The organism is Mesorhizobium sp. Root102 (assembly GCF_001425625.1).
Classification (GTDB): Bacteria; Pseudomonadota; Alphaproteobacteria; order Rhizobiales; family Rhizobiaceae; genus Mesorhizobium.
The window spans coordinates 310,442-334,087 of record NZ_LMCP01000012.1; the positions used below are offsets into that span (position 1 = coordinate 310,442).

Genomic DNA, 23,646 nt, shown 5'->3' on the forward strand with positions numbered 1-23,646 from the left:
GGACAATTTTCGGGTACCGCTCAGGGCCGGCGGCAGAAACGCCGCCGGCCGTGATCTCAGGTTGACGCCGCCTACTGCGCGGCCTTGATCTCGCTGACGATCTTCGAATAGTCGCGCTGGGCATCACCGACGTCGCGCAGCTGTTCGAACTTGACGAGATCGGCCACCGGCATCGCCATGTTGGGGAATTTTGCCAGGAAGTCGGCCGGCAGGCTTTCCATGGCCGGCTTGTTCGGCACCTTGTAGTCGATGTTCTGCGCTGCCCAGGCGTGGTTCTTGGCGTCGAGCATGAAGTTGATGAACTGGAAGGCGGCGTCCTTGTTGGCGGAGGCCTTCATCACAACCATCGTGTCGACCCACAGGTCGGAGCCTTCCTTGGGAATGACGTACTTGATCTCGGGCTTTTCGGCGATGCCGTAATTGCACCAGCCGTCCCATGCCTGCACCATCAGCGCCTCACCGGACACCAGCTTGGAATAGAAGGTGGTGTCGTCATAGGCGAGCAGGGTTTTCTTGGCCGAGATCAGCAGGTCCTTGACCTCGGCCATCTTGACCGGGTCGGTTTCGTTGACCGAATAGCCCTTGTCGAGCTGGCCGGCGGCCAGCAGCCAGCGGTCGGTCGCCAGCATGGTGGTCTTGCCCTTCAATTCGTCGGAAGGAGCAAGCAGGTCGCTCCAGCTGGTCGGCGCCACCTTGACCAGGTCCGAGCGGTAGCAAAGACCTGTCGTGCCCCAGGTGTAGGGCACGGAGAAGGCATTGCCGACATCGTGCGGCAGCTTGGTCGCCTCGGGATAGAGATTGGCGAGGTTCGGGATCTTGGCGTGGTCGATCGTCTCGGTCAGGCCGAGCTTGTTCAGCACCTCGGCGAAGGGCGAGGAAACAAAGACCACGTCATAGCCCTTGCCGCCGGCGGCGATGAGCTTGCCCATGATCTCTTCATTGGTGGCGTGCACCACCACTTCGCCCGAAACGCCGGTCGCGGTCTTGAAGGCGGCCATCGCGTCTGATGCCATGTAGCCGTCCCAGTTGGAAATGACGAGATCGGCAGCCAGCGCCGGCGCGGACAGTGCCAAGGCCAGGCCAAGTGCGATCGAAGATGTTTTCAGCGCACGGCGCCGCAGGCTGGTAGCGGTCATGACAGACTCCCATTCCGGTTGATCGTCGAATTTCATTCGCCGGACCAACGCTTGCGACCCGTGTCGCTGCCTCGATCCTGTTCCCTCGGTCTTTTTGTCGCCGATTGTCCTGACAGTACTATTGCAGAAAAAAGTACGTCAATCCATAATTTGTCAAGCGACCGTGGAATCTGGCCGATTGCGTCCGTGCTGGCGATCGGTCAAATCAATGCGGTCATGTCGTTTTCCACGAGACCAGTCATGCAAGCCGCACCCCGACGACCCCGCACCAACCATCTCGATCTGGCGCAGCGCATCCTGGACGTGGCGCGGCAGCGCGGTTTTGAGCCCGGTGCACGCTTGCCTGAGCAGCAGATCGCCTCGCTGTGCAATGTTTCTCGCACGCCGGTACGGGCGGCACTCGGCCTGCTCGCGGAGCGGGGCGTCGTGCGCTGGGAGGCGGATTCCGGGTATCACCTGGCGATCGACCTCACGGCGCAGGCTTCGATCGCCACTGAATTGCCCGCTACCGAGGAGGACGAGCTGGCCGAGGCGATCCTGCGTGATCGATCTGCCCGGCGGCTGGACCAGACGGTGACCGTCGCGGGGCTGATGCGGCGCTACAGTGCTGAGCGCAAGACGGTACTAAAAGCGCTCAATAAACTGACCGAGGAGAATCTGCTGGACCGTGCGCCTGGCCAGTCCTGGTTGTTTCGGCGCACGCCCGACGATCCGGAGGCGCAAGGCGACAGCTATGAGTTCCGCTTGCTGCTGGAGCCCGCGGCCATCCTGACGCCGGGCTTCCGGCTGGGCGGCGCACGGGCGGCGACGTTGCGCCAGGGTATGGAAGCGCTGGTGGCGCTGCCTGACGCCGCATTCGACACCCGCGAGTTCCAAAGGCTGGACATTGATTTTCACGGCATGCTCGCCGAGGGCTGCGCCAACCGCTTCGTAGCCGACGCGCTGGCCGATCACCTCAGGCTGCGCCGATTGCCCGGCATCTATGCCGGCGTCAACGTCTTCCGGTTGCGGCAATCGCTGCGCGAGCACCTGAATATACTCGACCATCTTGAAAGCCGGCAGTATGAGGTGGCGGCCGATCTGCTTCGCATCCACCTGCGGCTCTCCCGCAACCAGCGACCGCAAGCGGCCAGTCGGGGGGCTCCCGCCCTGTTCGGCATGATCAGCCGGCCGGATTGACGAGGATTAATTGACGCGTAAAGCCAGCCCGACCATCGCGCTGTTCCCCGAAGCCAGTTTCGGCGCGGCGTTGAATTGCGTCGGCATCGCGCAGGCATTGCGTGCCAAGGGAGCCCGGCCTGTCTTCATCTGTCATGCCGGCTTCTCCGGCGTCTTTGCCGACTATGGTTTCCAGGAATACCAGCTGCCGACCGACGAGCCGCTGAGCGACAGCGAACGGCAGAGCTATTGGCAGGCCTTCGTGCGCCGCCATCTACCGCATTTCAGGCTGAGCCCGATCGACCAGCTGGAAACCTATGTCGCGCCGACCTGGCAAGCGATTGTCGACACCGCGGTCAATGCCGAGGCGCCGCTGCGCCAATTGCTGGCTCGGCTGAAGCCGGACGCGGTGGTGCTCGACAATGTCATCATGTTCCCGGCGATCGCCGCCGCCGGCTGCCCTTGGGTGCGCGTCGTCTCCTGCGCCGAGACCGAGCTGCCGGACGCGCAGGTGCCGCCCTATCTGTCGGGCCTTGGCGTGGATGACCCGCAACGCGCCGCGTTCGAGGCCCGCTATCTCACGGCCTCGGCACCGGCGCATGACCGCTTCAACCGCTTTCGGATGGATGCCGGCCTGGCGCCGCTGCCGAAGGGCCTGTTCCTGGAGACGTCAGCCGACCTTAATCTGCTGCTGACGCCTTCGATCGTGCGCCGCAAGCGCGCCGAACCGCTCGACCCGGACCGCTTCGTCTATCTCGAAGGCTGCGTGCGTTCGGAAGGGCCGTTCGAGGTGCCTGTTTTTCCGCGCAATGGCGGGCCGCTGGTCTATGTCAGCTTCGGCAGCCTGGGCGCCATGGATGTCGGCCTGATCGAGCGGATGCTGGCGGTGTTCGACAGGCTTCCGGCGCGGTTCATCGTCAACGCCGGCGGCCTGCGCGACGCCTACCGCGCGGTGCCCGACAACGTCTACCTCGACGCATGGTTTCCGCAGCCTTCGGTGGTGGCGAAATCCGACCTGTTCATCCATCACGGCGGCAACAACAGCTTTTGTGAAGCGCTGCGCTTCGGCGTGCCGTCGCTGATCATGCCGTATTGCTGGGATGGACACGACAATGCGCGCCGCGCCGTGGAGACCGGCGTCGGTGACCATATCGGCCGTGACGCCTGGACCGAAGGAGTATTGGAGAAAGCCATTCTCGGCCTGCTGGCCGACGAAGCCATGCGCGCCCGCCTCAGGGACAATGCAATCCAAATGGCGCTGAAACCCGGAACGGATGTGGCCGCGCAAGCCATACTCTCTCTGATACGGACATGAACGAAATGCCTGACAAAATCACGACGAACACCTCGCTCTCCAGCAGCAACGATCCCAGGAGCTGGCTGGCCCAGCACGGCATCAACGAGGTCGAGTGCCTGGTGCCCGACATGAACGGCGTGCTGCGCGGCAAGGCCTTGCCGACGGCCAAGTTCATCAAGGCGCTGGAAGACCGCGCGCTCTATCTGCCGAGCAGCGCTTTCCTGGTCAGTATCGACGGCCGTTATTCCGGCTCGGTCGACGAGGGTTTTGCCTATTCGGACCCGGACATGCGCATGGTGCCCGACGTTTCGGCGCTCTGCCTGGCGCCTGGCGCTGCTGCTGACAAGGCCTATGTCTTTGCCGATGCCTTCCATACGGACGACCGGCCATGGATGGCCTCGCCGCGCCATGTCCTGCGCGCCGTGCTCGATCTCTACGCCAAGCGCGGCTGGCGAGCGGTGGTGGCGCCCGAGGTGGAGTTCTATCTGACCGCGCCCAATCCCGATCCGGACCAGCCGCTGACCGCGCCGGTCGGCGCCAATGGCCGAGCCGAGACCGTGCAGCATCCCTATGACATGGCCGCGCTCGAGGAGTTCGAGCCGGTGATCCGCCGCATCTATGACTACGCGGCGGCGGCCGGATTGCCGCTCGATACGCTGATCCACGAATCGGGCACGGCGCAGCTGGAGATCAATTTCCTGCATGGCGACGCGCTGCCGCTGGCCGACAAGGTGCTGCTGTTCAAGCGGCTGACGCGCCAGGCTGCGCAGCAAAGCGGCATGCATGCCACCTTCATGGCCAAACCGATCGCCGCCCAGGCGGGAAGCTCGATGCATCTGCACATGTCGGTCATCGACGAGGCGGGCAAGACGCTGTTTGCCGGCAGCGACGATGCCGACACCGAGATGTTCGGCCATTTCATCGGCGGCCTGCAAAAGTATGTCCCCGAAATAATGCCGCTGTTTGCGCCGAACGTGAACTCGTTCCGCCGCATAAGGCCGAACCACAGTGCGCCGGCCAACATCGAGTGGTCGCACGACAACCGTTCCTGCGGCCTGCGCGTGCCGGCCGGTGGCCGCGCCGCTCGGCGGGTGGAGAACCGGCTTCCGGGTGCGGATTCCAATCCTTACCTGGCGATCGCCGGCTCGCTTCTCGCCGGCTATCTCGGCGTCGAACAGAGGCTGGCTCGGTCGCCGGAAGCCTCGGGCAACGCCTACAAGATCAAGAGCACGCTGCCGAAAACCATGGAGGAGGCGCTCGATCGCTTCGAGGCTTGCGACCCGGTGCGGGAACTGCTCGGCGAGGATTTCTTCCAGACCTATCTGCGCGTCAAGAGCGTCGAGCTCGACCTGTTCCAGGGTGTGGTGACGAGCTGGGAACGCGACCACCTGCTGCTGAAGGTGTGATCATGGCTTCCAGTTCTACGGGTTTCAATTCGGGCCTCGACATCGGCAAATCCTATTATGTCGCCACCGCCAATCCGGCGCCGGACCATCCGTCGCTCGTCGGCGATGTCGAAGCCGATCTGGTGGTGGTCGGAGGCGGCTGCACGGGGTTGTCCGCCGCCCTTCACGCTGCAGAGCGTGGGTTGAAGGTGGTGCTGCTCGAAGGTGGCAAGATCGGCTGGGGTGCTTCGGGCCGCAATGGCGGCCAGATGATTCCCGGCCTGCGCAAGGGCGCCAAGGGCCTGGTCAAGCTCTACGGTCCCGAACGGGCAAAGGCGCTGTTCGATCTCGCCTTCGAGGCACGCGGGCTGGTGCTCGACATCATCGAGCGCCACGCCATCGATTGCGATCTCAGGCTGACCGGCCATCTGGTCGGCGCGGTCAACGGCTCCGACCTCAGAGACCTCGAGGAAGAGGCCGAGTGCCTGGCCGCGGTGATGAAGTTCCCGCATGCCGAAATCCTGTCGGCAGCGGAAGCCCGCGGCAAGGTCGACACGCCCTATCATGGGGCGATGTACGAGCCGCTCGGCGGCCACATGCACCCGCTCAACTACACGCTCGGCCTCGCCCGCGCCGCGGCTGCTGCCGGCGTCACCATCCATGAGAATTCGGTCGCCGTGCGGCTGGAACGCGAGCCTTCGATCCACGTCTCGACATCAAAGGGTTCGGTCCGGGCAAAACATGTCGTGCTGGCCGGCGATGCACTGCTCAATGGGCTGGAACCGCGCGTCAACAGCCGCATCATGCCGGTCGGCAACTACATCGTCGCCACCGAGCCGCTGGAGGGCAAACGCAACGTCATTCCGGCCAATGTCGCGGTGTCCGACACCCGCTTCGTCGTCAACTATTACCGCATGTCGGCGGATGGGCGGCTGCTGTTCGGCGGCGGCGAGCGCTACACGCCGTCACCGCCGGCCGACATTGCCGGCTTCGTGCGGCCGCACATGGAAGCCACCTTTCCGCAGCTGCAGGGCTGCCGTATCGATCATGCCTGGGGCGGGCTGGTGTCGGTGACGACGTCGCGGCTGCCGCATGTCGGGCACTATGGCGAGGTCTATTTCGCGCATGGCTATTCCGGCAAGGGCGTCATCCTGTCGACGCTGTCTGGCAAGCTCCTGGCCGAAGCGATCACGGGTGACGCCACGCGGCTCGACCTGTTCTCGACGCTGACTCCGATGCCGTTCCCGGGCGGCACGGCGCTGCGCGGCCCGCTCTATGTGCTCGGCATGCTTTGGTACGCGATGCGCGACCGCATCAAGCATTGATGACGAAGGGTGGTTAGACGACGAAGAAATCCTCGATGCGCTGCCTGGCGCCAAGCAGCGCGGGCAGGATTTCCCGCTCCATCTCCGCGACGGAGAAGCGGGCGGACTGGGTCGAGACGTTGATCGCCGCGACCGTGCGTTCTGCCCGGTCGCGGATCGGCACGGCGATCGAGCGCAGGCCGAGTTCCAGTTCCTCGTCGACGATGGCAAAGCCGTCGGCCTTCGCCTTGCCGATGGCACCGGCCAGCAGTCTGATGTCGGTGATCGTCTTCGGCGTCCGCCTCTCGAAGGTCGCCTGGCCGAGGAATGCGTCCAATTCCTGAGGCGCCAGGCCGGCAAGCAGGATACGCCCCATCGAGGTGCAATAGGCCGGCAGCCCGGTGCCGACATCGAGCGACACGCTGAGGATGCGGCGGCCGGGAATACGGGCGACATAGACGACATCCTCGCCAGACAGGATCGCTGCCGAGCAGGCCTCGTTCAGTTGCGTTGCCACCGCGCGCATGATGGGGGCGGCGAAGGTCCATAGCGAGGCGCCACCGAGCCAGGTGCGGGCGAGCGTCAGCAGGCGTGGCGACAGCGAAAACACGCGACCAGCCTGTGTCGCATAGCCGGTGGCGACAAGCGTCAGCAGAAAACGGCGGGCGCCGGCGCGGGTCAGGCCCGCCGCCTCGGCCATTTCGGTCAGCGTCATCCCCGAGGGGTGCCGGGCTAGGATCTCCATGACGGCAAGGCCGCGCTCCAGCGAGCCGACGTGATCACGGGAGGGGGCCTCTTCGTCCATCTTGTCTCCACGGAACGGCATCGGCGTCGGGATTGACTCCACGCTCTCGCTCAGCGTAGAAAGTATCGCATGCGAAACACATGTTCGCAATACGAACTTTATCGAATCCGGAGCCGATGCGATGGTCAAGTTCCTGCCGCTCAAACAGGCCGTTGCGGAGAATTTGAACGATGGTGACACGGTCGCCTTCGAGGGTTTTACCCATCTCATCCCGACGGCGGCGGCGCATGAGGCGATCCGCCAGGGGTTTCGCGACCTGACATTGATCCGCATGACTCCGGACCTGATCTACGACCAGATGATCGGCATGGGCATGGCGAAGAAGATCGTCTTCTCCTATGTCGGCAATCCCGGCGTCGGCCTGCTGCGGCGCGCCCGTGATGCCATCGAGAACGGCTTTCCCCGGTCGATCGAGATCGAGGAGCACAGCCATGCCGGCATGGCCAACGCCTATGAGGCAGGCGCGGCCGGTCTGCCCTGCGCGGTGTTTCGCGGCTATCGTGGGGCTGGGCTTGCGGTGGTCAATCCGAACATCAAGTCTGTCACCTGTCCGTTCACCGGCGAGGTGCTGGCGGCTGTTCCTTCGATCAGGCCTGATGTCACCTTCATCCATGCGCAGAAGGCCGACAGAAAAGGCAATGTGCTGGTCGAAGGCATCATCGGCATCCAGAAGGAAGCCGTGCTGGCGGCCAAACGCGCGGTGGTGACGATCGAGGAAGTGGTCGACAATTTCGACGATCTGCACCCCAATTTGACCGTGCTGCCGCGCTGGACGATCGCGGCGATATCCGTCGTGCCCGGCGGTTCGCATCCGTCCTATGCGCATGGCTACTACGCGCGTGACAATGCCGCCTATCTGGAATGGGACGACATCGCCGCCGACCGCGAGAAATTCCAGGCCTGGATGCAGGCCAACGTCATCGAGAAGAGCGCCGACGATTTCGAGGCCCGTGTAGAGCATCTGAGGAAAGCGGCATGAGCGACAATCAGGACTTTACTCCCAACGAGATGATGACCATCGCCGCCAGCCGCGCGCTGCGGAATGACGATGTCTGCTTTGTCGGCATCGGCGCGCCATCCGCGGCCTGCAATGTGGCGCGGCTGACGCATGCGCCTGACATCACCTTGATCTACGAGAGCGGCACGATCGGCACCGCGCCCGACGTGCTGCCGCTGTCGATCGGCGATGGCGAATTGTGCGAGACCGCTATCACCACCGTCGCGGTGCCGGAGATGTTCCGCTACTGGCTGCAGGGCGGTCGCATCTCGATCGGCTTCCTTGGTGCGGCGCAGCTCGACAAGTTCGGCAACATCAACACCACCGTCATTGGCGACTATTTCCATCCCAAGACCAGACTGCCTGGCGGCGGCGGCGCGCCGGAGATCGCGACTTCGTCGAAGGAGATCTACATCACCATGGCGCAGACCAAACGCGGCATGGTCGAAAAGATCGACTTCTTCACCTCCTTCGGCCATGGCGAGGGGGGCGACCATCGCAAGCGCCTTGGCATCGACACGGCAGGCCCGACGCTGCTGATCACCGACCTTGCCATCTGGAAGCCGGATCCGGTGAGCAAGGAATTCACCGTCGTGTCGCTGCATCCTGGCGTGACCCGCCAGCAGGTACAGGAGAGCTGTGGCTGGATCGTTAAGTTCGCCGAGGCGCTTGACGAAACGCCGGCGCCAAGCGAACTCGAACTCAAGACATTGCGCGACCTGCAGGCCCGCACCAAGGCGGCGCATGAGGGAACCGGAAAAGCAAAGGCTGCATGACATGGCCGAGGCCTTTATCTGCGATTACATCCGCACGCCGATCGGCCGCTTCGGCGGTTCGCTCTCTTCCGTGCGCGCCGACGATCTCGGCGCGATACCGCTGAGGGCATTGGTCGAACGCAATCCCGGCATCGACTGGCAGGCTGTCGACGATGTCGTCTATGGCTGCGCCAACCAGGCTGGCGAGGACAACCGCAACGTGGCACGCATGGCGCTGCTGCTGGCAGGGCTGCCCAAGGAGATCCCGGGCTCGACCGTCAATCGCCTGTGCGGCTCCGGCATGGATGCGCTGACCATCGCAGCTAGGGCCATCAGGGCCGGCGAAGCGGAGCTGTTGATCGCGGGCGGTGTGGAATCGATGAGCCGGGCGCCCTTCGTCATGCCCAAGGCCGACACGGCGTTCTCGCGCAACGCCGAGATTTACGACACCACCATCGGATGGCGTTTCGTCAACCCGCTGATGAAGAAGCAATATGGCGTCGATTCGATGCCGGAAACCGGCGAGAACGTGGCGAAAGAGTTCGCCATCTCCCGCGCGGACCAGGACGCCTTTGCCGTGCGCAGCCAGGACAAGGCTGTCGCGGCACAGGCCAATGGAAGGCTGGCGAAGGAGATCGTCCCGGTGACGATCCCGCAGCGCAAGGGCGATGCGGTTGTCGTCTCCAAGGACGAGCATCCGCGCGCTGGCACAACAGTCGAGGCGTTGGCCAAGCTGCCAACGCCGTTCCGGCAAGGCGGCACGGTGACGGCCGGCAATGCGTCCGGCGTCAATGATGGGGCGGCGGCGTTGATCGTTGCTTCCGAGGCGGCGGTCAAGAAATACGGTCTGACGCCGATCGCCCGCATCCTCGGCGGTGCCGCCGCCGGTGTCGCGCCGCGCATCATGGGCATCGGCCCGGCGCCAGCGACGCAAAAACTGTGCGCGCGGCTCGGCCTGACGCCAAAACAGTTCGATGTCATCGAGCTCAACGAAGCCTTTGCCTCGCAAGGCATCGCCGTGCTGCGCCAGCTCGGCATTGCCGAGGACGCGGAACACGTCAACCCGAATGGCGGCGCCATTGCACTCGGCCATCCGTTGGGCATGTCGGGCGCCCGCATATCCGGCACCGCGGCGTTGGAGCTGCGTGAACGCGGCGGCCGCTACGGCCTGGCAACCATGTGCATCGGTGTCGGCCAGGGCATCGCGCTCGCGCTCGAACGGGTATGATCGGCGGCCCTCGCCTGACCGGCTAAGATCAAGAATCCGGTGCGCGGTTAAATTTGACCATGTGGACAAAAGTCTATCGTCGTTCCATAGTTCCCCGTCTGAAATTTTCACGAACAGCCGGCTCGACACGGCTGTCGAACAGAGGGGAATGCAATGGAAAATCGCAAGAACGGATTCCAGATAAAGCGCGAAGGCCTTTCGCGACGCAATGTGCTGGAGCTGGGCGCACTTGGCCTTGCCGCAGCCATGCTGCCGGGCGCCGCCTTCGGCAAGGACAAGAAGCTGAAGGTGGCGGCGATCTTCGCCACGCCGATCGAGGAGCCGTGGGACAACCAGATCCACGTCGCCTTGCAAAAGGCCGAGAAGGAACTCGGCATCGAGTACAAATGGTCCGAGAAGGTGCAGACGGCCGATTTCAGCCGCGTCATGCGCGAATATGCGCAAGGCGGCTACCAGCTGGTGTTGGGCGATGCCTTCGCCGCCGAACGTGAATCGCGCCGCACGGCCAAGCAATTCCCGAAGACCGCCTTCCTGTTCGGCTCCGGCGCCGGCCCGGCGGAACCGAATTTCGGCGTCTTCGACAACTGGATCCACGAGCCGGCCTATCTCTCGGGCATGATCGCCGGCAAGATGTCGAAGTCGGGCACGATTGGTGCCGTCGCGGCGATGGGCATCCCGGAGGTCAACCGGCTGGTCAACGCCTTCTTCGCCGGCGCCAAGGAGGTCAATCCCAACATCAAGAAGAAGGTCGCCTTCATCGGTTCCTTCTTCGATCCGCCAAAGGCCAAGGAAGCGGCGGTCGCGCAGATCGACGCCGGTGTCGACGTCATCTACGCCGAGCGCTTCGGCGTCATCGAAGCGGCGGTGGACAAGAAGATCCTCGCCATCTCCAACATGTCCGACCAGTCGAGCCTCGGCCCCGACACGGTGATCACCGGCCCGGTCTGGGACATGTATCCGACGGTCGAGCAGGCGATCAAGCTGGTCAAGGCCGGCGTCTTCACCGCGCAGGACTATGGCGACTTCTCGCGCATGGCCAAGGGCGGCTCGCATCTGGCGCCCTACCACAAGTTCGACAAGACGCTGCCCGCGGACGTCAAGGAGCTGGTCGAAAAGAAGAAGGCCGAGATTCTGGAAGGCAATTTCCGCGTCGACGTGGACGAGAACACGCCGGTTTCGGATTGAGTTCTTCACCCTCCCTCGTGTGGGGGTGAGCAGCCGGTTCGCGAAGCCTCTCATCGTGCTAGTGGCACGATGAAAGGCCGGTGAACGCTGGGACGTTGCGCGGCAGCGGGAGCCCGGCCATTTGCCGCCCAACCCTTCGCAGGCTCAGGGCGTTCGAAACTCGAAAAGCCAAGCAATTGGCTTTTTGTCCGCTGCGCGGACCGCTTCTCACCCCCACAAGGGGGAGTGTGAAGAGCCGCGCCAACGCCATCAGGATACCGCCTTGTCCTTGCCCGCCCCACTCATCGAAATGCGCGGCATCACCAAACACTTCGGCGCTGTCAAGGCGAACGAGGCCGTCGATCTCAGTGTTGCGCCCGGTGAGATCCTCGGGCTGCTGGGCGAGAACGGCGCCGGTAAGACGACGCTGATGAACGTGCTGTTCGGCGCCTATGCGCCCGACGCCGGCGAGATCCTCATCCAGGGTCAGAAGGTGCGGATCACCAGTTCGGCGGATGCGCTTGCCGCCGGGATCGGCATGGTGCACCAGCATTTTCACCTCGCGCCGCGGCTGACTGTGCTGGAAAACCTTTTGATAGGCATTCCCGGCAAGACGGGCCGGATCGACCGCGCCGGCGGGCTGGCGCGGCTCGCCGAGATCGGCCGCCAGCATGGGCTCACACTTGATCCCGATCTTCCGGTCTCGGCACTGTCGGTCGGCGAGCAGCAGCGGCTGGAGATCGTCAAGGCGCTGTTTCGCGGCGCCAGGCTGCTCATCCTCGACGAGCCGACGGCGGTGCTGGCGCCAAGCGAGGTCGATGGGCTGTTTTCGGCTTTGCGATCGATGGCCGCGCAGGGTCTCGGCATCATCTTCATCTCGCACAAGCTCAACGAGGTGCGAGCGCTGACGCATCGCTGCACGGTGCTGCGGCATGGCCGCGTTGCCGGCCGCGTCGATGACCCGGCCAACACGACATCCTCGGAGATGGCAACACTGATGTGCGGCCATGAGATCGTGCCGCCGGCGCGGGGCCCATCGACACCTGGTGCTGATGTGCTCACCCTAGACGGCATTTCCACGTCGAAGCATTCGGGCACGCCGCTGCGTGATGTATCGCTTGCCGTGCGCACCGGCGAGATCCTAGGCATTGCCGGAGTGTCGGGCAATGGCCAGCGGGCGCTGGCCGAGGTGATCTCCGGGACACGCGTGCCCGATGCCGGCCAGATGACGATTGCCGGCCAGAAAGTGTCGCGGTTTTCGCCGCGCGAAGTGCAGGCGCTCGGTCTTGGCCGCATCCCGGAAGACCGCATGACGACGGGGCTGGTGACCAACCTGCCGCTCGCCGATTCGATGGTGCTGCCGCGCATCGGTACCACCGCGTTCAGCAGCAAGGGCCTGCTCAAGCCGGATGCGATCCGCGCCTTTGCCGAAGCGCAGATCAAGGCCTATGATATCAGGTGCCCCGGGCCGATGACCCGCGCCGGCGCGCTGTCCGGCGGCAATCTGCAGAAGGCACTTCTGGCGCGCGAACTCGCCTTCGATCCGAAGGTGCTGATCGTGTCTCAGCCGACGCGCGGCCTCGACATCGGCGCCGCCCGTTTCATCCATGAAAAGTTCCTCGCCATGCGGGCCAAGGGTTGCGGCATCGTCGTCATTGGCGAAGATCTCGAAGAACTGCTGGTGCTCTGCGACCGCATCGCGGTGATGTATGAGGGCCGCATCGTCGGCACGCTCGACAGCGCCGATGCGACGATCGCGCGGCTTGGGCTGATGATGACCGGGGCGGAGGGGCACAGCTGATGTTTCGCCTGGAAGTCCGCACGTCGACGCCCGCCTGGTTCAATCTGGCTTTGCCGCTGCTGGCAATCGGCGCCACGCTCGTCCTGTGCAGCGGCCTCATCGCGCTGGCCGGCGCCGGCGTGCTCGAGGCCTATGGCGTGATGTTCACCGCCTCGCTCGGCGACAGCTATGCGATCACCGAAACCATGGTGCGCGCCGCACCGATGATTTTTACCGGACTGGCGGTCGCGGTCGCCTTCCGTGCGAAATTCTGGAACATCGGCGCGGAGGGGCAATTGCTGGCCGGCGCGGTGGCCAGCTGCTTTGTCGGCGCCATTCCGATGCCGGGGCCGCTCGCCATGGTGTTGATGGCGATGGCCGGAGCTGCGGCCGGAGCCGCGGTCGCGCTGGTGCCGGCCACGCTCAGAGTAAAATTCAAGGTCGACGATGTCGTCAGTTCGCTGCTGCTCAACTCGGTCATCTACTACGCGCTGATGGCGCTGATCGAAGGACCGTGGAAGGACAGTTTCAGCGGTTATCCGATCTCGCCGCCGATCGAGGATTCGGCCAATTTCCCGGTGCTGCTCGAAGGCACAAGGCTGCATCTCGGCGTCGTCGTGGCGCTGCTGACGGCACCGCTGATCTGGTTCCTGATCGTGCGCACGACGCTGGGCTTCCGAATCAGGGTCACCGGCGAAAACCCGGAAGCGGCGCGCTATGGCGGCATCAACGTCGAACGGGTGCTGATCTCGACGGCGCTGCTGTCCGGTACGCTGGCCGGGCTGGCCGGCGTCGGCGAGGTCGGCGGCGTGCATTTTCAGGTGATGAGCGACATCTCGCCGGGCTACGGCTATTCCGGCATCGTCGTTGCCATGCTGGCGCGGCTCAACCCGCTTGGCGTCGTGCCGGCAGCGATCTTCCTGGCCGCCGTGATGACCGGCGCCGAGGCTATGTCGCGGGCGACCGGCGTGCCGGCCTTCCTCAGCGATGTGATCCAGGGCACCGCATTGCTTGCCATGCTGGTGGCGCTGCTGTTCACCGCCTATCGCATCCGTCGCGTCGGAGCCGCCCGATGAGCGCGGTGTTCGAACAGATCTTTCAGGTCGGCTTCCTAGCCGCGATCATCCGCATCGCGACACCGCTGGCTTTCGCGACGCTCGGCGAAATGTTCTCCGAGCGCGCAGGCGTGCTCAATCTTGGCATCGAAGGCACCATGCTTTTGTCGGCGATGACCGGCTTCACCGCCGCCAGCCTCAGCGGCAGCCTGTGGCTCGGCGTGCTGGCGGCTGTGCTGACCGGCATGCTGATGGGCGCGCTGCATGCGCTGTTCACGGTGGTGCTCGGCCTCAGCCAGCATGTCTGCGGCATCGGCGTGACGCTGTTCTCGTCGGGCCTCGCCTATTTCCTCTACCGGCTGATCTTCGGCCAGCAGTCGGTGCCGCCCAACATCAAGGGTTTTCAGACACTGCCGATCCCGGTCCTCTCCGACATTCCGGTGCTCGGGCCGGCGGTGTTCAACCAGTTTGCGCTGGTCTACATGGCGATTCTCGCCATTCCGCTGGCCGCGTTCGTGCTCTACCGCACGCCATGGGGCCTGTCGGTGCGCATGGTCGGCGAAAACCCGCGCGCCGCCGATTCGGCCGGCGTCAGCGTCATCGCCACGCGCTTCCAGGCGGTTGTCCTCGGCGGCGCGCTGATGGGGTTGGCCGGCGCCTTCCTGTCGATGGCGCAGTTCAACGCCTTCACCTTCGGCGTCGTCTCCGGGCGCGGCTGGGTGGCGATCGCGCTGGTCGTGTTCGGCCGCTGGGATCCATGGCGCTCGGCGGGGGCAGCGCTGCTGTTCGCCTTCGTCGATGCCTTGCAGCTGCGCATGCAGGCCAGCGGGCTCGGACATATCCCCTATGAGGCGTTCCTGATGCTGCCGTTCATCTTCACCATCGTCGCCATGGCGGTGATGTCGCGCAACGCGGTGGCGCCCTCGGCGCTGCTGAAGCCATTCAGGCGCGAGGAGCGGTAGGCGAGTAGGACTTGGTGTCCTTTCCTCTCCCCCGATCGACGGGGTAGAGGAAGGGCCCCAAGCTGTCCCTGGGACTAAACACCTAGATCCTGGAAAGCATCACATCGCGGTAAAACCGTTGTCGACGAACAGATGCGTGCCGTTGACGAAGCTCGACTCGTCGCTGGCGAGGTAGAGCGCTGCCCTCGCCACCTCTTCCGGCTCGCCGATGCGGCCCTGCTGCGCGGCCAGCGCCGCGTCCGAGACATCGACGCCGAGCCTGCCGAGGTCGGCGACCTCGCGCAGGCCATGCGGCGTGCGGATGAAGCCTGGGCAGACCGCGTTGCAGCGAATGTTGCGATCGCGAAACTCGACGGCGATGGCGCGCGCGAACATGTGGCAGGCGCCCTTGGTGGTGTCGTAGAGCACCTCCATCGGCGTCGCTGCCACCGCCGAGATAGACGAGGTACAGACGATCGAGCCGCCGCCCGCCGCAATCATGCCGGGCAGCACGGCGCGCGTCATCAGGAACATCGAGCGCACATTGACGGCATGCAGCCAGTCCCATTCCTGGACCGTCGTCTCCAGGAAAGGTTTGATCACGATGGTGCCGGCGTGGTTGAACAGCACGGTGACCGGGCCGAGCTTTTCCGTCGCCCCTTTCACCGCCGCTTCGACCTGGGCTTCGTCGGAGACGTCGGCGACGAAATGCTCGGCGACATGGCCGCGTGCCCTGATTGTCGCTGCGGTTGCGGCGGCCGCCTCGCCGTTGCGGTCGATGATCGCCACCTTGGCGCCTTCAGCGGCGAACAGCTCCGAGGCCGCCCCACCCATTCCCGTCGCGCCGCCCGAAATGATGGCGACCTTGCCGGCCAGTCTCGTGCCCATTTTTCTGCTCCCCAGTTAGACTATTTCGTGTTTGCTGATTGGGCGATGCTATCTCGCGCGCTCCGGGCGGCCAATCCATGAATTGGGTGCAGCGGGGACAGGACCATAGGTCCATTCAGACGCAGAGGCGAAACGGGCGTGTCATGCGATCGATCGCGCGGACGGGCTCCCTCAGCAAGCAGCTACCAATTTGTAGCTATCCAGGAGAAAATTATTCTGCCCAAGGCCAGAAAATAGCAATCGACAAAGTCTACAAGTTTTATAGATTAAAAGGCGAGACGGAGGCCGATATGTCCTATATTCAGAACGCCCAGACGGATCGCGACGGCCAGAAGCTGGCAAATGCCCAGGCCTTTCGCCCGGCCTATGCCGGTGCCTTCGCATATCTCGTCTTTTCCCTTGCGTTTGTGTTCACCGGGGCAGTCGTTCTGGGCCTTATTCCCTGAGTCGTCAGATCGACCGGGGTTAGCTGCCCCACCGTTTCCAGGCAATCGGAGTTGAATGAACCGAATCCTCGGTGCGCTTTCGCGCGCCCGACACAACGGAGGAGATGGCAATGCCGATCGAGTTCACGCATATTCCCGGCAAGACCGCCGACGCCGCAGTTCCCTTTTTCTACGACTTTGCCGAGACCGCGACCAAGCTCGGGCTGATCGAGGATGGCGGCTTCCGCAAGATCGTCGTCGACGATTCGGCCGGACTGCTGACCAACATGGATCTTGCCACCCAGGTGCTGGATCGCACCTCGTCGCTGGGAGTCGTCCTCACCCACTGGGCAGGCGTGGTCGAACCGACCGTGGCGGCCCGCCAGCTGGCGTCGATCGACAGGAAAAGCGGCGGGCGTCTGGCGTTGAGGATGATCGGCGAGCCGCTGCGCGACGCCGATGCCGAAACGCGCCCGGTCGGGCATACCGTCATCTGGCAGCGCATCGATGAATATCTGGTGCTGCTCAAGCGACTGTGGTCGAACGACCGGCCCTTCGACCATGAGGGCGCATTCTACAGCATCAAAGGCGGCTACGTGCCGCGCAAGGGTCCGCACGGCGCCGACCTGATCATCCGTATGGGCGGGCAATCCGGAACGGCGCTCAAGGTGGCCGGCCGGCATGCCGATGTCTTCGAACTGGCGCCGGGCTCGATCGACGAGGTTCGGCGGCTGATGGAGCGTGTGCGCGGTGCCGCCGCCGAGCACGGCCGCGCCGGCAAGCTGCGCTTTGCGCTTCCGGTCAGGATTCACCAGGGTGCTTCCGCCTCCGGCCCCAAGGCGGTCCACGTTGCCGGGCCGCCGGCCCAGGCCACCCTGTCGTTGCTTGCCTATGCGGCTCTCGGGATCGATGAATTCATGATTGTCGGCGTCGACACGCCGCGCGAGATCGCCACGACCGGCCGGGAAACGATCGCGCTGTTGCGCAATTCGCTGGCACGCCGCGAAAGCGATGCATTCCAGCCCGGGGCGCATGCGCCTCGAGCGGGACTGGAGACGCGTGCAGCAGGCTGAGGTCCTTCAGCCTTTTGTTGCTTCAGGCCTGTTGCCAAGCCGTGACAGGCCTTCGATGACGGCTGCTGAATCCGTCAGCGCGCCGAAGACGCCGTCTTCGACCGTCACCATGTGAAGCGCGGCTTCGTGGGCTTGTCTGTCACCGCTGGCACAGGCATCGGAAATCGTCAGGCATTGAAAGTTGCGGTCGCAGGCTTCCCGCAGCGTGGTGTGGACGCAGACATCCGTCGTGCATCCGGAAAACATGAGATGGGCGATGCCTTGCGCACGCAGGACGAGCTCGAAGTCCGTATAGGTGAAGGCGCTGTTGCAGGTTTTATCGACGATGATGTCGTGCTGCGCGACGTCGATTTCCGGAACGATCTGGAACCCCGGACCCGAGCGTAGCAGGATTTCGGTGCCGTCGAGCCCGGCGCGCTTGCGGCGCCATTTTTCGTAGGGCGTCATGTCGGCCATGTCGGCCCGATATCCCTGCCTTGTGTGGATGATCCTGACGCCAGCCTTGCGGGCGGCTGATATTAGCTGGCTCACGGTCGGCAGGATCGCCCTGAGCGGCGAAGGGTCATATCCCTGCCTAGCGAAGTAGCCCGTCGTCGACAGGAAATCCTGCTGCAGGTCGATGACGATCAGCGCGGTGGTTTCGGCCACCAGCCTGCCGTCATAGGGGAAGTCGAATGGTGTTGCCTTGATCATCCGCGGTTCTCTCCTCGCCGATTGTGAGGTCCATCCTGACCGGCGAAGTTGCAGCCGTCCACCCGGGTAGCAGCCCGCCGGCGACGACAGTTCTCCGTGCAAACCCTATTCGACGACGTTTGCCCTCCGACACGACGACGATGAGGTCGCCACCGTTGTCCGACCTGTCACGGTTACGTCCGACGATTTGTTGAGTGTTGCAGTCATCTTCAATGTTGACTAATAAGGTCATGTTTCATAGTCAACCGGGCATCGCCTGCCGAAAGCCGGAATCTCGAAATGCGGGCGGCGGCCGCACTGGAGAAAAGCCATGACCATGTCTGGAATTGATGCCCAGACTGCCTTCCATATCGACGCGGCGCACTTCGCCGTCGGCGAGCGGACGCTGCTCGGTGCGGTTTCGCTCGAACTGCAGCGCTCGCGCGTCTACGGGCTGATCGGCCACAATGGTTCGGGCAAGTCGACGCTGATCAAGCTGATGGCGGGCCAGCAGCCGGCAAGCTCAGGCGCCATCACCTTCGCCAGGCGCCAGCTGCCGCAGTGGGGCGCCCGCGAACTTGCCCGCGCGCTTGCCTATCTGCCGCAGACGACGCCGGCGGCGACCGGTCTCACCGTGCGCGAACTGGCGACGCTTGGGTCCTATCCCTGGCATGGCGCGCTTGGCCGCTTTCGCGCCGAGGACAGGCAGCATGTCGACGAGGCGCTGGCCCTGACCGACATGGACGGTTTTGCGGATCGGCTGGTGGACGAATTGTCCGGCGGTGAACGTCAGCGCGCCTGGCTGGCCATGCCGGTGGCGCAGAACGCCGGCGTCATGCTGCTCGACGAGCCGATCTCGGCGCTCGACATCGCCCATCGGGTCGAGGTGCTCGGGCTGGTCAGGGACCTCAGCCGCAAGCGCGATCTCTGCGTCGTCGTCGTGCTGCACGATCCCAATATGGCGGCGCGCTACTGCGACGAGCTGATCGCACTCAAGGATGGCAAGCTGCTGACGCGCGGCACGCCCGGCGAAATCATGCGCGGCGATGTGCTGAAGGGCATTTTCGGCGTGGAGATGGGCGTGTTCGCGCACCCCGTCACCGGCCAGCCTGTTGGCTATGTGCAGTGACGAGATTTGATGCGGCGGTGGAAAATAGAAAGCGGCCGACCGCTCTGAGAACAAGGAAGAAGCTGTTGTCGAGAAGTGGTTTGTTGGCGGCGTTGGTCGCATCAGTCATCCTGTCGGTAGGTAGCGCGACCGCCCAGGAGCAACCGGCTGGTGCCGCCCCCGCGATCGAGGCGCCCGCGGCACCGGGAGTCGTCCCCCCGGCCACGATGGCGCCTGCCCAGCCGGCCAGCCAGCCGAGAGCATCAGCCGAGGCGGGGACTTCGACGGCGATGGAGCTGACCTTGCCGCATGATCTGTCGCCATGGGGCATGTTCATGGCCGCCGATATCATCGTCAAGGCGGTGATGATCGGGCTGGCCTTTGCCTCCCTCGTCACCTGGACGATATGGCTGGCCAAATCGCTGGAGATTTTTGGCGGCAAGCTGCGCATCCGTCGCGCCGTGCGGGCGATCGGTGATGCCGCCACATTGAAGCAAGCCAGCCGTGCGCTTGACCGCAGCGGCGGCCCCGGCGCGCTGCTGGTGCGGGCGGCCGAGGAGGAGACCGCGCTTTCGGCCGGCGCGCTCGATCATGTCTCCGGTGACGGCCTCAAGGAACGGGTCACGTCGCGCCTGTCTCGCATCGAGGCGGCGGCATCGCGGCGCATGTCGCGCGGCACCGGCGTGCTGGCGACGATCGGCTCGACCGCGCCCTTTGTCGGCCTGTTCGGCACCGTCTGGGGCATCATGAACGCTTTCATCGGCATCTCGCAGGCGCAGACCACCAATCTCGCCGTGGTCGCGCCCGGCATCGCCGAAGCGCTGTTGGCCACGGCGATGGGCCTTGTCGCGGCGATACCGGCCGTCGTCATCTACAACGTCTTTGCCCGCTCGATAGTCGGCTACCGGCAGATCCTCGCCGATGCCTCGGCGGGCGTCGAACGGCTGGTCAGCCGCGACCTCGACTTCCGCGCCGTCGCGTCGCCGACGGCGGAGTAGCGTCATGGCAAGCAGAATCCGGCAGACCATGGATGACGATCTCGAGGAAAGCCACGAGATCAACGTCACCCCCTTCATCGATGTCATCCTGGTGCTGCTGATCATCTTCATGGTCGTGGCACCGGTGGCGACGGTGGATGTCAATGTCGACCTGCCGGGCTCGACCGCAACGCCCGCGCCACGGCCCGAAACGCCGCTGTTCCTGACGCTGAAGGACGATCTGACGCTGGCGATCGGCAACGATAGCGTGCCGCGCCCAGCTTTCGCCGCGACGCTGGACAGCAGGACAAAAAGCGACAAGCAGACGCGCATCTTCCTGCGCGCCGACAAGGCGGTCGCCTATGGCGACCTGATGGAGGCGATGAACCTGCTGCGCGGCGCCGGCTATCTGAAGATCGCGCTGGTCGGCCTGGAGACGGCGCCGGCCGCCACTGGCGCAGCGGCGCCATGATGCAAGCGGCCGCCTTGCCCTCGGTCCAGTTGTCGCGCTTCGGCTGGCGTGACCTTGGCTTGTGGGCCGGTGCGGCCGCGCTGGTCCTTGGCGGCCATGTCGCGGTCGCCTATGCCGTGCAAAACTTCACGACGGTCATCGAAGCAGATGGCGGTCCGCCACCGGCCCAGGTGATCGAGATGGCGCCGATGGTGGTGATGCTGGCAGTGGAGGAGCAAATTGCCGCGCTGGACGCGGTTATGCCGGATCAGAGCGAGCCGACGCCGACGACCGAGCCGACGCCCGAAGAACCGGTCGAGAAGGCGGAGCCGGTTGCCGGAGGGCCGGAAGCCGATCCCCCTGACGAGGCCGAACCCACCCAGACCGAAGTGGCTGAACCGGTCGACCAGCCGCCGCCGGATGAGGTCGTCCCGGATGTTGTCGAGGCGGTCGCACCCGAGGTCGTCATTCCCTTGCCGCAGCCGAAACCGGTCGAGGCCAAGGCGAAAAAGCCTGTCGATAAGCCCAAGCCGCGGCCGAAGAAGGAGAGGGTGGCGCCGCCGAAGACGGTAGCCGCCGCCAGCGCCGATGCGAGACCTGCCGCCAGGACAGCCGCGCCGAAGTCGGCACGATCGGCGTCGAGATCCGGCGACTCCAGCAAATGGGACTCCCGTTTGGGCGCCTGGATCAAGCGGCACACGCGCTATCCCAGTTCGGCCAAGGCCCGAGGCGCGGAAGGCAGGCCGTATGTCGCCTTCACGGTCGACTCGTCCGGCCGGGTCCTGTCTGCCAGGCTTTCTCGTTCCTCTGGTGATTCGGATTTGGACCGTGCGGCACTCGCCGTGCTGCAAGGTGCCACTGTGCCGGCACCGCCGCCGGAGCTCGGCTCGCGCCTGAGCCGAACAGCACCGTTCGTATTCAGCCTTCGCAATTAGAATAGTCTCGATCCGATTGAACGGATGCTATCGTTTGCGCGAACTGCAGTCGATCAATAGCCCAGCGACAGGCACAGGGCCTCGACCTCTTCGAGATAGAAGCGGCATTTCGTGCGCAGGATCTTGAGGCCTGGGTCATCGGCGCCGTTGATCTCGATGGTCTGCATCATGAAGTCGAAATGGGCGTGGAAGGCGTCCACCGCGCCCCAGAGACTGTCAGCCTGGCAGCCATCGACAATTGCCATCGAGACGAGTTGGCGGGCCTCGACCCGAGCGGCGTCGGTTGATGATGGTCGCCTGGCGATCAAGGCGTCAAGCCGGCTGAAAATGCTTTCCCTGGCGTCGACGCGTCTGATGTTGGCAATCATGTTCATGTGCAGGTCCCCCTTCGCAATTCCAGGCGCGCAAAGGCTTCCCGCCTGGAATGGCTTGAAAACAAATGGTTAGAGCAGGTTCAGTTGATGCCGAACCACTCTAGGCTTGAGCGACCGGGTGCCGGTTCTGCGGGCAGGATGCGATCAAGGCCGGGATTGCGGCCGCATCGGAGGGGTGGCCCCTGATGATGTTGGCGACCTCGGCATCGGCCTGTTCGAACCAGTAGACCATGTTAGCACGGTTCAGATCCGTGGCGGTCTTTTTCAGCAGCGGCAGTAGGTTTTGCAACGCGCATAGCGTCTCCCAGCGGTTTGGCCGGGAGGTCGAGCCTGTCAGCGCGCATGCGGCTGACAATTGCATGTCGCTACGCTCTCCGAGGCTGGGCAGCACGATTGTCTTTTCCCTGCGCCTTGGGGTGCAGCGGATTGCCGCTGAGCTGCGCGTGCCTCGTCGGCCGTGCGCCGCGAAGCACGTCGAAGGCTTCCGCATAGGCCATGCCCAGCAGATAGGAGATCATGGGAAAACGGCTTGCTTCGGCCATTTGCACGAGCTCATTGGTCATCGACGAAATATATTGGAGACTATCGATTTCCGACTGGCGTAAAGATTGGTTTGGCACGTGCTGCTCCTGTCTCTGGTGAACCTAGGGAACGCGTTACGAATATACTGAGCCGACTAATTTATGAATTGGCCCACCGAAGACGGGCACGGTTCCGGGGCCGAGAGAGTCAAAGCATAGATGGGCGCGTCGGTGAGGCGATCGAGGCCGAGCAGACGCTTGATCGCCAAATGACTGAGCGCCGCCGTCGGGCAGGCCGACAGGCCATGATTGGTCGCCGCCAGCATGATGTTCTGGCCGATGTGGCCAGCCTCGATCAGCACGACACGATAGGCGTTGGCGTCCTCGTATTTCCACATCGTGCGATCGAGCTTCGCGCAAAGCAGGACAATGCACGGCATGGCGTCCGCCCACTCCTGCCCGCCGACCAGTTCGGAGATCTTGGGCATATGGTTCGCGGAAATCCTGCCAAGGTCGTGATCGGCGGCGCAATAGTGGTAGACGCCGGGCTCGAGGCCGTCGACGCCGAGCGCGACCACATAGGCTTCATAGGGATTTCTCGCGCCGCCGGAAGGGGTCATGCCAAGCGGCAGGGCGCCAACGCAGTTGGCGGTCTCGCCGGTGATGCCGAGCCCTGCGAACAGGCAATCGGAAAGTTGTTTGGCCGTGATGGTGGGCCGAGCCGTGCGGTTGGTGCGGCGCCGTGCCATCAGGGCGAGAAGTTCATTGTCTTCCAGTGCGTTTGGCAGCTTAATGGCGCCGGCAGAATTTTTCAGCACCAGGTCCGGCTGCGGCGTGTGGCCGGCGCGTTCGATCTGCCGTTCTTCCGCTTGCTCGATGGTCATGTATGCACTGTCCTGGACGCAGAAATGCATCAGCGCGGTCGGAAGGCCCCAGCTCCATTGTCCGGAAAACTGCTCCTCCTGCTCGGCGAGCGGCGATCCGGCGGTCACCAGGGCGGAAAAATCGAGCAACTGGGGAACGACAGCCTTCAGCTCGGACTTCGACCACCCATGGGCACGGGCGATATCGGCCGTCGACGCCCATTTGTCCCACGATGCAAGAAGACCGACCATCTCCGGGCTGCATTCAAACACGCTTCTGGTCAGGAAGTTGCAGGCCGTGACCTTGTTTGGTCCGGGGTAGAAAACAAGCGTTTTTGAAGAGCGCATTTTCAT

At 64.2% G+C, this 23,646-nt stretch carries 25 protein-coding genes; 17 read left to right on the forward strand and 8 right to left on the reverse strand.

Annotation, left to right across the window (positions count from 1 at the left end):
• Nucleotides 1-71: 71 nt before the first annotated feature.
• Complete coding sequence (locus ASD12_RS12695) at nt 72-1,136, reverse strand: spermidine/putrescine ABC transporter substrate-binding protein (RefSeq protein WP_056586806.1); 1,065 nt, start codon at nt 1,134-1,136, stop codon at nt 72-74.
• Between the two features lie 240 nt (nt 1,137-1,376).
• On the opposite strand from ASD12_RS12695, the gene ASD12_RS12700 reads away from it, so the two are divergent.
• The 4 genes from ASD12_RS12700 to ASD12_RS12715 are packed head-to-tail and all read left to right on the forward strand — an operon-like array spanning nt 1,377 to nt 6,301.
• Nucleotides 1,377-2,315: a GntR family transcriptional regulator gene (locus ASD12_RS12700; RefSeq protein ID WP_056586809.1), complete on the forward strand. Its 939-nt coding sequence runs from the start codon at nt 1,377-1,379 to the stop codon at nt 2,313-2,315.
• A gap of 10 nt (nt 2,316-2,325) precedes the next feature.
• Nucleotides 2,326-3,609: a glycosyltransferase gene (locus ASD12_RS12705; protein ID WP_056585950.1), complete on the forward strand. Its 1,284-nt coding sequence runs from the start codon at nt 2,326-2,328 to the stop codon at nt 3,607-3,609.
• Nucleotides 3,610-3,614: 5 nt separating this feature from the next.
• Nucleotides 3,615-4,997: a glutamine synthetase family protein gene (locus tag ASD12_RS12710; RefSeq protein ID WP_056586812.1), complete on the forward strand. Its 1,383-nt coding sequence runs from the start codon at nt 3,615-3,617 to the stop codon at nt 4,995-4,997.
• Nucleotides 4,998-4,999: 2 nt separating this feature from the next.
• Nucleotides 5,000-6,301 (forward strand): FAD-binding oxidoreductase, encoded by a 1,302-nt coding sequence (locus ASD12_RS12715; RefSeq protein ID WP_056585953.1) that lies wholly within the window; start codon nt 5,000-5,002, stop codon nt 6,299-6,301.
• A gap of 13 nt (nt 6,302-6,314) precedes the next feature.
• Here ASD12_RS12715 and ASD12_RS12720 read toward each other — a convergent pair whose 3' ends face one another.
• Nucleotides 6,315-7,085, reverse strand: a complete 771-nt coding sequence (locus ASD12_RS12720; RefSeq protein WP_056585956.1) for an IclR family transcriptional regulator C-terminal domain-containing protein — start codon at nt 7,083-7,085, stop codon at nt 6,315-6,317.
• Between the two features lie 121 nt (nt 7,086-7,206).
• Here ASD12_RS12720 and ASD12_RS12725 point away from each other — a divergent pair, with 121 nt between their 5' ends.
• The 7 genes from ASD12_RS12725 to ASD12_RS12755 all read left to right on the forward strand — a co-directional run bounded on the left by ASD12_RS12725 (nt 7,207) and on the right by ASD12_RS12755 (nt 15,026).
• Entirely contained in the window at nt 7,207-8,064 is an 858-nt protein-coding gene (locus tag ASD12_RS12725; protein WP_056585960.1) for a CoA transferase subunit A, read from the forward strand.
• Nucleotides 8,061-8,858: a CoA-transferase subunit beta gene (locus tag ASD12_RS12730; protein WP_056585962.1), complete on the forward strand. Its 798-nt coding sequence runs from the start codon at nt 8,061-8,063 to the stop codon at nt 8,856-8,858. Before ASD12_RS12725 ends, ASD12_RS12730 begins: the two co-directional genes overlap by 4 nt.
• 1 nt (nt 8,859) lies before the next feature.
• Nucleotides 8,860-10,065 (forward strand): 3-oxoadipyl-CoA thiolase, encoded by a 1,206-nt coding sequence (pcaF, locus tag ASD12_RS12735; protein ID WP_056585965.1) that lies wholly within the window; start codon nt 8,860-8,862, stop codon nt 10,063-10,065.
• A 153-nt stretch (nt 10,066-10,218) separates the two neighbouring features.
• Nucleotides 10,219-11,250 (forward strand): BMP family protein, encoded by a 1,032-nt coding sequence (locus ASD12_RS12740; RefSeq protein ID WP_056585968.1) that lies wholly within the window; start codon nt 10,219-10,221, stop codon nt 11,248-11,250.
• A gap of 268 nt (nt 11,251-11,518) precedes the next feature.
• Complete coding sequence (locus ASD12_RS12745; protein ID WP_056586813.1) at nt 11,519-13,030, forward strand: ABC transporter ATP-binding protein; 1,512 nt, start codon at nt 11,519-11,521, stop codon at nt 13,028-13,030.
• Nucleotides 13,030-14,085 carry an ABC transporter permease gene (locus tag ASD12_RS12750; RefSeq protein ID WP_056585971.1) on the forward strand — a complete coding sequence of 352 codons (1,056 nt, stop codon included), beginning with the start codon at nt 13,030-13,032 and terminating at the stop codon, nt 14,083-14,085. Before ASD12_RS12745 ends, ASD12_RS12750 begins: the two co-directional genes overlap by 1 nt.
• The gene (locus tag ASD12_RS12755; protein WP_056585974.1) at nt 14,082-15,026 is read left to right on the forward strand and encodes an ABC transporter permease; all 945 of its coding nucleotides are present in this window, start codon (nt 14,082-14,084) and stop codon (nt 15,024-15,026) included. The genes ASD12_RS12750 and ASD12_RS12755 overlap by 4 nt, the downstream gene beginning before the upstream one ends.
• Before the next feature lie 99 nt (nt 15,027-15,125).
• On the opposite strand, the gene ASD12_RS12760 is transcribed toward ASD12_RS12755, so the two are convergent.
• Nucleotides 15,126-15,893, reverse strand: a complete 768-nt coding sequence (locus ASD12_RS12760) for an SDR family oxidoreductase (protein ID WP_056585975.1) — start codon at nt 15,891-15,893, stop codon at nt 15,126-15,128.
• A 143-nt stretch (nt 15,894-16,036) separates the two neighbouring features.
• On the opposite strand from ASD12_RS12760, the gene ASD12_RS34595 reads away from it, so the two are divergent.
• Entirely contained in the window at nt 16,037-16,339 is a 303-nt protein-coding gene (locus ASD12_RS34595) for a hypothetical protein (protein WP_162252244.1), read from the forward strand.
• Nucleotides 16,340-16,449: 110 nt separating this feature from the next.
• Complete coding sequence (locus ASD12_RS12765; protein WP_056585978.1) at nt 16,450-17,391, forward strand: LLM class flavin-dependent oxidoreductase; 942 nt, start codon at nt 16,450-16,452, stop codon at nt 17,389-17,391.
• Nucleotides 17,392-17,397: 6 nt separating this feature from the next.
• On the opposite strand, the gene ASD12_RS12770 is transcribed toward ASD12_RS12765, so the two are convergent.
• The gene (locus ASD12_RS12770; protein ID WP_056585981.1) at nt 17,398-18,084 is read right to left on the reverse strand and encodes an isochorismatase family cysteine hydrolase; all 687 of its coding nucleotides are present in this window, start codon (nt 18,082-18,084) and stop codon (nt 17,398-17,400) included.
• A gap of 316 nt (nt 18,085-18,400) precedes the next feature.
• Between ASD12_RS12770 and ASD12_RS12775 the strand changes: the two genes are divergently transcribed.
• From ASD12_RS12775 to ASD12_RS12790, 4 genes are all read left to right on the forward strand, one after another.
• On the forward strand, nt 18,401-19,192 hold the full coding sequence (locus ASD12_RS12775; protein WP_056586816.1) for an ATP-binding cassette domain-containing protein: 792 nt from the start codon (nt 18,401-18,403) through the stop codon (nt 19,190-19,192).
• A gap of 65 nt (nt 19,193-19,257) precedes the next feature.
• The gene (gene exbB / locus ASD12_RS12780; RefSeq protein ID WP_056585986.1) at nt 19,258-20,169 is read left to right on the forward strand and encodes a tonB-system energizer ExbB; all 912 of its coding nucleotides are present in this window, start codon (nt 19,258-19,260) and stop codon (nt 20,167-20,169) included.
• 4 nt (nt 20,170-20,173) lie between these two features.
• The gene (gene exbD / locus ASD12_RS12785; protein ID WP_056585989.1) at nt 20,174-20,620 is read left to right on the forward strand and encodes a TonB system transport protein ExbD; all 447 of its coding nucleotides are present in this window, start codon (nt 20,174-20,176) and stop codon (nt 20,618-20,620) included.
• On the forward strand, nt 20,617-21,534 hold the full coding sequence (locus ASD12_RS12790; protein ID WP_056585995.1) for an energy transducer TonB: 918 nt from the start codon (nt 20,617-20,619) through the stop codon (nt 21,532-21,534). Before exbD ends, ASD12_RS12790 begins: the two co-directional genes overlap by 4 nt.
• 53 nt (nt 21,535-21,587) lie before the next feature.
• Here the strand turns inward: ASD12_RS12790 and ASD12_RS12795 are convergent, their stop codons facing one another.
• From ASD12_RS12795 to ASD12_RS12810, 4 genes are all read right to left on the reverse strand, one after another.
• On the reverse strand, nt 21,588-21,908 hold the full coding sequence (locus ASD12_RS12795) for a hypothetical protein (protein ID WP_056585997.1): 321 nt from the start codon (nt 21,906-21,908) through the stop codon (nt 21,588-21,590).
• A gap of 100 nt (nt 21,909-22,008) precedes the next feature.
• A complete protein-coding gene (locus ASD12_RS12800) occupies nt 22,009-22,269 on the reverse strand; it encodes a hypothetical protein (protein WP_057145134.1) in 261 nt (86 codons plus the stop codon).
• A gap of 4 nt (nt 22,270-22,273) precedes the next feature.
• Nucleotides 22,274-22,528 (reverse strand): hypothetical protein, encoded by a 255-nt coding sequence (locus ASD12_RS12805; RefSeq protein WP_056586003.1) that lies wholly within the window; start codon nt 22,526-22,528, stop codon nt 22,274-22,276.
• Nucleotides 22,529-22,584: 56 nt separating this feature from the next.
• On the reverse strand, nt 22,585-23,544 hold the full coding sequence (locus ASD12_RS12810) for a SagB/ThcOx family dehydrogenase (protein WP_244482831.1): 960 nt from the start codon (nt 23,542-23,544) through the stop codon (nt 22,585-22,587).
• Nucleotides 23,545-23,646: the final 102 nt, after the last annotated feature.

Bases quoted from the DNA above. Each gene is read 5' to 3' on its own strand.
- ASD12_RS12695 (WP_056586806.1), bottom strand. From the start codon at position 1,136: ATGACCGCTACCAGCCTGCGGCGCCGTGCGCTGAAAACATCTTCGATC.
- ASD12_RS12700 (WP_056586809.1), top strand. From the start codon at position 1,377: ATGCAAGCCGCACCCCGACGACCCCGCACCAACCATCTCGATCTGGCG.
- ASD12_RS12710 (WP_056586812.1), top strand. From the start codon at position 3,615: ATGCCTGACAAAATCACGACGAACACCTCGCTCTCCAGCAGCAACGAT.
- ASD12_RS12715 (WP_056585953.1), top strand. From the start codon at position 5,000: ATGGCTTCCAGTTCTACGGGTTTCAATTCGGGCCTCGACATCGGCAAA.
- ASD12_RS12720 (WP_056585956.1), bottom strand. From the start codon at position 7,085: ATGGACGAAGAGGCCCCCTCCCGTGATCACGTCGGCTCGCTGGAGCGC.
- ASD12_RS12725 (WP_056585960.1), top strand. From the start codon at position 7,207: ATGGTCAAGTTCCTGCCGCTCAAACAGGCCGTTGCGGAGAATTTGAAC.
- ASD12_RS12730 (WP_056585962.1), top strand. From the start codon at position 8,061: ATGAGCGACAATCAGGACTTTACTCCCAACGAGATGATGACCATCGCC.
- pcaF (WP_056585965.1), top strand. From the start codon at position 8,860: ATGGCCGAGGCCTTTATCTGCGATTACATCCGCACGCCGATCGGCCGC.
- ASD12_RS12740 (WP_056585968.1), top strand. From the start codon at position 10,219: ATGGAAAATCGCAAGAACGGATTCCAGATAAAGCGCGAAGGCCTTTCG.
- ASD12_RS12750 (WP_056585971.1), top strand. From the start codon at position 13,030: ATGTTTCGCCTGGAAGTCCGCACGTCGACGCCCGCCTGGTTCAATCTG.
- ASD12_RS12755 (WP_056585974.1), top strand. From the start codon at position 14,082: ATGAGCGCGGTGTTCGAACAGATCTTTCAGGTCGGCTTCCTAGCCGCG.
- ASD12_RS12760 (WP_056585975.1), bottom strand. From the start codon at position 15,893: ATGGGCACGAGACTGGCCGGCAAGGTCGCCATCATTTCGGGCGGCGCG.
- ASD12_RS34595 (WP_162252244.1), top strand. From the start codon at position 16,037: ATGCGATCGATCGCGCGGACGGGCTCCCTCAGCAAGCAGCTACCAATT.
- ASD12_RS12765 (WP_056585978.1), top strand. From the start codon at position 16,450: ATGCCGATCGAGTTCACGCATATTCCCGGCAAGACCGCCGACGCCGCA.
- ASD12_RS12770 (WP_056585981.1), bottom strand. From the start codon at position 18,084: ATGATCAAGGCAACACCATTCGACTTCCCCTATGACGGCAGGCTGGTG.
- ASD12_RS12775 (WP_056586816.1), top strand. From the start codon at position 18,401: ATGTCTGGAATTGATGCCCAGACTGCCTTCCATATCGACGCGGCGCAC.
- exbD (WP_056585989.1), top strand. From the start codon at position 20,174: ATGGCAAGCAGAATCCGGCAGACCATGGATGACGATCTCGAGGAAAGC.
- ASD12_RS12790 (WP_056585995.1), top strand. From the start codon at position 20,617: ATGATGCAAGCGGCCGCCTTGCCCTCGGTCCAGTTGTCGCGCTTCGGC.
- ASD12_RS12795 (WP_056585997.1), bottom strand. From the start codon at position 21,908: ATGAACATGATTGCCAACATCAGACGCGTCGACGCCAGGGAAAGCATT.
- ASD12_RS12800 (WP_057145134.1), bottom strand. From the start codon at position 22,269: ATGCAATTGTCAGCCGCATGCGCGCTGACAGGCTCGACCTCCCGGCCA.
- ASD12_RS12810 (WP_244482831.1), bottom strand. From the start codon at position 23,544: ATGGTCGGTCTTCTTGCATCGTGGGACAAATGGGCGTCGACGGCCGAT.